The following is a 6,445-nucleotide window of genomic DNA, read 5'->3' as shown; positions in this document are numbered from 1 at the left end:
CGGGCGCACGGGCTCGCCGCGGGCGGCGAGTGGGCCGTGGACGTCGTGGCCGCCGTACCGGTGGACACGCTGGAGCTCGAACTGCCCGCCGCGCTGGACCTCGCGCGCGCCGCGCGCGCCCTGCGGGACGACCCGCTCCTCGACGGGCACGTCCTGGTGCACGGGTACGAGGGCCCCGACACGTGGCTCGACGTGGCGGGCACCCCGTTCCGGGTGCGCCGGGCGCTGGACGCGGGCGGCGGGGTGCTGCGCGGGCTGCTGCGGGTGTCGGGCACCACCCGGCTCACGCTCTTCGCGCCCGGGAGCCGCGCGGGCGTCGACATCGTGGTGCTCGCCGACAGCAGCTCGTCGATGAGCGTGGACGACCTTCCCGCCCCCGAGGAAGTGCGCTGGCGCCCGGGGCGGCGCGGGCGGCCCCGGCTGACCCGGATGGAGGCGCTCAAGGACGCCCTGCACGCGATGATCGACGCCCGGATGCTGCACGGCGCCGGGGTGGGCACCCGCTTCGCGCTGCTGCGGTTCGACGTGGCGACGGCGCCGGTCTTCCCGCCGCACGAGGGCATGGAGGAGGTCGGGGACGCGGCGGCGGCGACGCGGCTGCGGCAGGCGGTGACCCTGCTCAACTTCCGCGACCAGGGCACCGACATCGGCCAGGCCCTGCACCGCGCGGGCGAACTCCTGCACCGCTACGGCTCCCCCGACAACGAACGGCTCATCGTCCTGGTGAGCGACGGGGCGCACGTGCCGCAGTTCGCCGAGGAGCGCTCGGGCGAGTCGGTGCAGGGCACGCAGGACCCCGTGGCGCTCATGGAGGAACTGCACACCGGCCTCGGCATCCGCCTGCACACCGTCGGGATCAGCGCCCCGGACTACTTCGACCAGTGGTGGCTGGGCCAGCGCGCCGCCTGGGGCAGCAGGTGGACGAGGCAGCCACCGCTGGGGCTGGTCCCGAACCACGCGCTGCTCGGCGAGCTGGCCGCGGCGGCGGGCGGCGACCGGCAGCGCATCGGCGGGGTCGAGGTCCTGGAGCGGTACTTCGCCGAGCTGGGCAGCGGCGTGGAGCGGGCGGTGGGCACCCCGGGCTCGGGGCCGCTCCCGCCGCTCCAGCCGCCGACGGCGTGGCAGCGGCTCACGGTGCGGGCCGAGCGGGCGGGCACGGTCCCCGCCGAGGAGTGGCGGGCGCTCGCGCAGGCGCTGCTCCAGGCGTACAGCAGGGTGGTGCGCACCTCGCTGCCCCGGCTCGGCTACCACCTGCTGGCGCCCACCGGCTGGGACCGGCTGCGGCACCTGGAGTCGCGGGCGCGGGACCTGGACTCCTTCTCGGCGTGGGTCTCGCACGCGTACAAGATCCTCAACGAGCCGCTGCCCGAGGCGCTGCGCCGCCCGCACCGGCACGATCCCGCGCGCTTCGACCTGCCCGGGCTCGTCGCGCCCTTCGCCGACGGGCGCACCTCCGAGCTGCACGAGCTGCGCAACTACCTCCACCACCGGCGCGACGACCCCAAGTACGCGAAGGGGAACCGCCTCGCCGGGGAGATCATCCGGCGCCACACCGGTACGTACGCGCCCGAGGACGACGACGAGGTGGCCTGGTCCCGGCTCCAGCTCGGGCTCACCCGCAACCTGACCGCCGTGTTCGAGGAGGCGGCCGAGATACTCGACCGCCCGCCGCTCACCCCGGAGCACGAGGCGGGGGCCGCAGACGGGGCGGACGACGGGGAGCGGCGCGAGGGGCCGCCCCCGCCCGACCCGGCGGGCCCCCGCCTCGTCCAGGGCTACAGCTGAGACCGGGACCGGCCTACAGGCTGTCCAGGAACGCGAGCGCCGTCCGCCACGTCGCCTCGGCCGCTTCGGCGTCGTGGTCCGGGAGGCCGGGGTCGGTGTAGAGGTGTCCCGCGCCCGGGTAGCGGTAGATCTCGACGTCGGCGCCGGCGCGGCGCATCTGCGGGTACCACAGGCTCAGCCACTCGTGCGTCTCGGCCGGGTCCGGGTCGGCGACGTGCAGCTGTACGGGGAGGTCGTCGACGGCCGCGTCCTCGCGCAGATCCGAGGTGCCGTGCAGGAGGAGCAGACCGCGGGCGTTCTCGTCACCGAGTGCGAGGTTCTGCGCGAGGGCGCCGCCGAGGGAGAAACCGGCGTAGACGAGTCCTTTGTCACTGTAGGGCGCGGCGGCCTTGACGGCCCTGGTCAGCAGGCGGTCGTTGCCGATCGATTCGCGCAGCTCGGCGGCCTCCTCCTCCGTTCCCGCCGTTTGCCCCTCGTACAGGTCGGGCACGCGCACCTGGTGTCCGGCCGCCCGCAGCCGGTCGGCCGCCTCGTGCACGGCCGGTCGCAGTCCGTAGGCGGAGTGAAAAAGCAGGATGTCCATGACGGTCATCCTGCCAGCGCCCCCGACCCGGACGCGCCAGGCCCCGGGGGCCGACCGAGACCCGGAGACCTTTGACGCCCATGGAAGACATCCTGCGCCCTGTCCTCGTGATCGGCGGTTCCGTCCTGCTCACGCTGTTCCTCGGCTGGGCCTCGGACCGGCTGCTCGCGCGCGCGGCGGTACGGCACAACGAGACCCCGCTGTGGGAGAAGCTGCGCGAGTGCCGGGTGCCCTGGCAGATGCTGCTGCTCGCGGCGCTGCTGCGCGGCAGCTACCGGGAGATCACCTGGAGCGTCGTGGAGCGCTCCGACGGGGCGATCGGGCTGATCCTGACCCTCGTCCTCATCGGGGCGACGGCGTGGCTCCTTGTCCGGGTCGTCTCGACGGTCCTGGAGTCCTCGTACGCGCGGTACGCGGCGGTGACGCGGGACGCGGCGCGGGTGCGCAGGGTCCGTACGCAGATGACGCTCATCATGCGGATCGTCACGGCCCTCGTCATCGTCATCGCGGTCGCCTCGATGCTCATGACGTTTCCCGATCTGCGGACGGCGGGGAAGTCGGTGCTCGCCTCGGCGGGGATCATCGGGATCGTCGCGGGTGTCGCCGCGCAGTCGACGCTCGGCAACCTCTTCTCGGGTTTCCAGATCGCCTTCGGCGACATGGTCCGGATCGGGGACACCGTGGTCGTGGACGGCGAGTGGGGCGTCGTGGAGGAGGTCACGCTGACGTTCCTCGCGGTGCGTACGTGGGACGAGCGGCGCATCACGATGCCGGTCTCGTACTTCACCTCGCGGCCCTTCGAGAACTGGTCGCGCGGCGGCGCGCAGATGTCCGGCACCGTCTTCTTCCAGCTCGACCACTCGGCGCCCGTCCCGCTCATGCGCGAGGAGCTGCGGCGCATCCTCGCCGACTGCCCGGCGTGGGACGGCCGCGACTGGAGCCTCGCCGTGACGGACACGACGCCGACGACGATCGAGGTACGGGCCGTGGTCACGGCGAAGGACGCGGACGACATCTGGACCGTACGGGTCGTGGTCCGCGAACGGCTCATCGCCTGGCTCAGCGCCCACCACCCCTACGCCCTCCCGAGCGTCGCCACGGTCCCCGCCGCCGAGCCCCCGGCCCCGGCCCCCGACCTGCGCAAGAAGGACACGCAGCCGAGCCCGGACGAGGTGCACAGCAACAACGCGGCGGACTACCCCCTGCGCGAGGACGGCCACGAACTCCCCCCGGAGGCGGAGAGCGCGCTCCGCGCGGAGGACGAGACCGTACCCGCCCCGGACGCGGACGCCGCCCGGGAGGATGAGTCCTCCCCGCGCACGGACCGCGCCGTCCACTCCCCCGCCCACTACGGCCGCGGCGCCCGCGACCACGCCCCGCAACGCCCCCACCCCAGCGCCCCGGACCCCCGCCACCACGACGTGGGGCCCGGGTCGAGGCGGCGGGGATGACCGGGAAGGACCGGGCTCGCGTGCGGAAGGGGGGAACGGAGGAAGGCGGCGGGGACACGGGGCTCAGTCCCCGCGTCCCTCCTGGGCGGGCGGCTTCGTGTGGATGTCGCAGTCGTCGGCGGTGAGTTCTGTCGTGAAACCGCTCGGCCGCCCGCACAGGCGGACGGGCACCCCGTCCGCCTCGACGCGCCACAGGGCGATGCCGTGATTCTCCGGGATGCCGAGGTCGCCCTCCTCGTCGAAGGACCACCGGTTACGGAAATCGATCGTCCCTGTGACCTGCGCGTCCTCGTCCAGCGAGGCCAGTTTCAGCCAGGTCTGCGGGCCGGTGCGCAGGTCCTTCCCGCCCGCCTTGGTCGCCGCGTAGCCGAGGGCCATGGTCGCGTCGCGCGCGAGTGCCGCCTGACCGCTGCGCACCGCCGCGTCGGTGGCCTCCAGGGGCGCGGTGCCGTGGAGCAGTTCGCCGGCCGCGTGGGTGAAGAACCACGAGGTGCTGTTCTTCTCGCCGTTCGCCCCGCCGTCCTCCTCCTCCTGGTACCGCAGGTCGGTGAGGGTGCTGTGGTAGACGGTGATCCGGCTGGGCAGAGTGGGCTCGTCGGGCGGGTTGGTCCCGTCCGGGTCGGTGGCGGTGAACTTCACCTTCGACACGTCGTCCCCGGTGATGATCGCCATCGGCCTCCGCTTCCCGTCCTCCGTCCCGGCGCACTTGCGGCTCAGCGCGTCGGCCACCGCTTCGAGGTCCTCGGCCCGGCCCGCGAAGAGCAGGACGTCGAAGTCGTGGTCGACGCAGGCCTGTTCCAGGTTCCCGGTGTCGGGGACGGGGACGGGGCCGTCGAGGGTGTAGTCGGAGCTGCCCACCAGAGTCAGCGGGCCCTTGTCGGTGAGGGCCTTGCGGAACTGCCCGGCCTGCGACGTCGTGTACGTGTCCCCGGTCCCCTTCGTCCTTCGCGCGAGCAGCAGCGCACGGGTCTTGCCCTCCTTCGCGAGCTGCTCGGCGATGACGGCCAGTTGCCGTGCCTGGAAGTCGTCGGGGGCCGCGAGCGAGAACCAGTTGTCGTGCGCGGCGGGCATGCCGGGTGCGGAGTTCGTGCCCGAGACGACCGGCAGCCCGGCGTGCCGCAAGGTCGTGACGGCGTCGCTGGTGGTCTTGAGGCTGCGGCCGAGACCCACCACACCGACGACCGTGGGGTCCCTGCGGGCGTAGGCGGCGATCCGCTCGGCCATCTCCACCTGGTGGCTCATGTCGACGCCGCCGTTGGCGATCAGTACGCGCATGTCCGGGCCGTGCTTCTTGTTGAACTCGCCCTGTGCGAGGGCCACTCCGCCCAGTTCCTCGGTTCCCTTGGTCGCCGAGAAGGTCCCGTCGGCCGGGGCGTTGAGCGGCCCGGCGTAGACGACGGTGAAGTAGTCGTTGCCGATGTCCTCGTTCTGCCGGCGGATGAGCTTCTCGGCATCACCCAGCGACCAGGTCCGCTCCTCCTTCGCCCCCTCCTTCCGCTTCGTGGGCCGCCCGTCGCGCCACGTCTGCGAGAAGCGCACCGCCCCCGTGGAGATCCCGATGCACTGCTCCGTGCCCTCCTCGTCCACCTCGCGCACGGTGTCCCGGTCGGCGCTCAGCACTCCGGTGCGGCAGTACGTGTCGTCCAGGTGCACCTGGTACCAGGCGAGAAAACCGCCCGCCACCCCGAGCACCACCACCCCCGCCCACGCCGACCACAGCACCCGCGCCACCCTGGGCCGCGCGGCGGCGCGTTCGCACCAGCGCACCTGCTGCACCGGCGGCTCCAGCTCCGCCGCCGGCACGGCGATCCGCAGCGCCCACGGCACGGTGCCGGAGGAACTCGGCGACTGCCGGGCCCGCAGCGCGCCCTCCCAGTCCCCGTGCAGCCGGGCCAGGCGGTCCGCGAAGTCGTACGGCGCCGGGCGCTCCACCGGCTCCGGCTCGCGCTGGCGGTCGAGCCCCTCCACGTCGGCCGCGTCCACCGAGGCGACGACGAGCAGCGGGTCGAGTTCGCTGCGTACGGTCCGTACGTCGCTGATCGCCTGGAGCAGCGCGATCCCGCCGTCGTGCGCGTCAGCCCGGCGCAGGAAGAGCACGGGGGGCCGCAGCCGTTTGAAGCCGCGCAGGTCCCAGCTCCAGCGCCGGTGCGCGTCGCGCAGGTCCTCCAGGAGCGCCAGCACGTGCAGCTGGAGCTGCGCGTTGCCCCCTTCCCGCAGCGAACCCGCGACGTCGGCGGCCCGGTCGGTGACGGAGCGCCAGGAGCGGAAGGGGTGGAGCAGCCCGGCCTCGTACGACTGGCGGCCCTGCACGGGCAGCAGGAAGGTCGTGGTGAGGAACCAGCGGCTCTCCCTGCGCATCCACAGCAGGAGCGGGGCCCGGCCCACGGGCACGAAGTAGAGCACGGCGAGCAGCATGAGGAGGCCGCAGGCGACGGAGAAGGCGATGGGCGCCTCGAAGAGCGGCAGGACGGCGGTGAGCACGGCGAGCACGGCGGCGAGGAGCCCCGCGGTACCGGCCTCGCTGAGCCGTTCGCCGAGCGAGTCGCGGCGGTGCGCGGAGCGGGGCCGCCAGCGCTGGCGGGCGAGTTGCTCGACGAGCGCGCGCCGCTCGGCGGCCGCGTCGACG

General features: G+C 73.7%; 3 protein-coding genes and 1 pseudogene. 2 read left to right on the top strand and 2 right to left on the bottom strand.

All coding sequences use genetic code 11. The annotated features are described in order from the left end of the window. The coding region (locus tag G3I42_RS06670) for a vWA domain-containing protein (RefSeq protein WP_164283286.1) at positions 1-1,785 on the top strand (1,785 nt) is incomplete at its 5' end. A gap of 13 nt (positions 1,786-1,798) precedes the next feature. Here the strand turns inward: G3I42_RS06670 and G3I42_RS06665 are convergent. Next, entirely contained in the window at positions 1,799-2,368 is a 570-nt protein-coding gene (locus G3I42_RS06665; RefSeq protein ID WP_164283284.1) for a dienelactone hydrolase family protein, read from the bottom strand. An 80-nt stretch (positions 2,369-2,448) separates the two neighbouring features. Between G3I42_RS06665 and G3I42_RS06660 the strand changes: the two are divergent. Further along, a pseudogene (locus tag G3I42_RS06660) lies at positions 2,449-3,489 on the top strand (mechanosensitive ion channel domain-containing protein); the annotation flags it as partial. 393 nt (positions 3,490-3,882) lie between these two features. Here the strand turns inward: G3I42_RS06660 and G3I42_RS06655 are convergent. Continuing rightward, the coding region (locus G3I42_RS06655; RefSeq protein ID WP_239096299.1) for an ABC transporter substrate-binding protein at positions 3,883-6,445 on the bottom strand (2,563 nt) is incomplete at its 5' end.

Source organism: Streptomyces sp. SID11385 (assembly GCF_010548245.1).
In the GTDB taxonomy this organism is placed as follows: Bacteria; Actinomycetota; Actinomycetes; order Streptomycetales; family Streptomycetaceae; genus Streptomyces.
Note: the sequence above shows the minus strand (reverse complement) of the source record. Positions and strands in the feature narration are given on the sequence as shown.

What these genes read in the sequence shown, in the direction of transcription:
- G3I42_RS06665 (WP_164283284.1), bottom strand. Translation starts at nt 2,368, where the DNA reads ATGGACATCCTGCTTTTTCACTCCGCCTACGGACTGCGACCGGCCGTG.